This window comes from Faecalimonas umbilicata (assembly GCF_004346095.1).
GTDB classification, from domain to species: Bacteria; Bacillota; Clostridia; order Lachnospirales; family Lachnospiraceae; genus Faecalimonas; species Faecalimonas umbilicata.
In genome coordinates this window covers 1-1,885 of record NZ_SLZV01000057.1, presented here as the reverse complement: position 1 = coordinate 1,885, position 1,885 = coordinate 1, and the positions used below count along the sequence as shown (strand labels likewise).

Sequence of the window (1,885 nt, the reverse complement as noted above, 5' to 3'; positions counted from 1 at the left end):
ACATCGAACGGTTTTCTCTTTAAGAACTGCTACAGTCAGTGTAGCATATTTAACAACAATCAACAAGGCTCCTCCCACCACCTAAAGGTAGTGGGGTTCCGCCTATGACAAACGAAAGGTTTTAAAATTATGAATTTTACAACGGAAGAAGCAATGAATGCCCTGAAAATTCCAAAAACAGAGCAGGAACAATATACAAAGAAATTGAAACAGAAATAGATCTCTATAAAAAATTCCTTATAGAACTATAACAAAAAAGGTGATGCCAAATGAAATACCGGTTATCATTCGATTGATTCTAATTTTCTCTTAAATCCGGTTTCATTTTCTATCACCTTTTTGTGAAACTGTCAAAAATATCTTTTAAATTTTTTCTATCAAAAATATCTGTTAAAATTTACAATTCTTCCCTCGTCACATTTTTCAGCCATTTGTAACTCTTATAACGATACCACGTGATCGGAATCTTGATGATCTCATCACTCATCAGGATCATATAGACCACTGGCACACTACAGTGAAATACAAATGCAGCAAGTGCTCCAAACAAGATCGAACAGCCCCACATGGTGGACATATCCAGTATCAATCCAAACTGTGTGTCACCACCGGAACGGAACGTCCCAACAATCAGTGTCGTATTATATGCCTGTCCTACTACAAAATAAGACATAACAAAAAACATAAACCGCATGTACCCTCTGGCAGTCTCTGACAATGTCATCGCCTCCGCCATAAACGGAGCAATCGCAAGAATCAAGATTCCACCGAGCACTCCCATCAGTACACTGAGCCATACGAACCTGCGCGCATAGGCTTTTGCATGTTCGTATTTTTTCTCTCCGATTGTCTTTCCAAGATAAATTGCCGTCGCACTTGCCAGACCGAATGCAACCACTGTTGCAAGCTGTCTTGCCACTTGCGCCACAGAGTTTGCCGCAACCGCTGCACTTCCCATATGCCCAAGCACCGCTGTGTTTGCCGCAGTTCCAAGCCCCCATAGTACTTCATTCAAAATAACCGGAAATGCATATTTCAAGAAATCCCTGTTAAGCACTTTCTCGGTATGAAGAAAGTATTTCGTATGAAACTTAATATCCTTATTCCAGAAGTGAGAGTATAGACAGACTAAGGCCATCTCCAACAATCTCGCAGTCAGTGTACCGATTGCGGCACCTTTGACTCCCAATGCCGGCATTCCAAACAATCCAAAGATCAACACCGCATTGATGCCCACATTACAGATCAGAGAGCATAAGTATACAACTGTCGCCACAACAACCCGCTCTACACTTCTCATAATATAAAGATAGGTCTGCGTAATCCCCATAAAAATATAAGACCAGCTGACAATCCGAAGATAGACCACTCCTTGTTCTATCACCTCTGGATCTGAAGTAAAGATCTTCATCAATGTATGCGGAATACTCTGGGCTGCCACAAAAAATACAGCTGTTACAATTACGGCTGAACGCATTCCAAGTCCTAATATCTTCTCAATTGTGCAGATATCCTTCTTTCCCCAATACTGAGCAGTCAAAACGGTCGCCCCGGAAGTCAGCCCAAATAAAAACAGCGTCATAATATACTGTACCTGCCCTGCCAGAGAAGCACCCGAAAGCGCATGCTCCCCAACCTTCCCAAGCATCACAACATCGGCTGCCGTCACACCTACATTGATCAGATTCTGAAGCGCCATCGGAATGACAAGCGCTAACACACTGAGATAAAAATTCTTCCAGTTTATATTCAAATGTTGCTCTGATTCTTTTACTTTTCCAAACATCCTTTTCCTCCCTAATAAATCAAGTCTTTTTTCCTTTAAAATAAAGGTTTTTTAAAGTTTCTATCTCAGATGAATGAACAAGAATCATGGATATTTCTC

The 1,885-nt window shown here is 41.0% G+C and carries 1 protein-coding gene; it reads right to left on the bottom strand.

Annotated features, from left to right (window positions below):
• Nucleotides 1-397: 397 nt before the first annotated feature.
• Complete coding sequence (locus tag EDD74_RS14910; RefSeq protein ID WP_116441027.1) at nucleotides 398-1,786, bottom strand: MATE family efflux transporter; 1,389 nt, start codon at nucleotides 1,784-1,786, stop codon at nucleotides 398-400.
• Nucleotides 1,787-1,885: the final 99 nt, after the last annotated feature.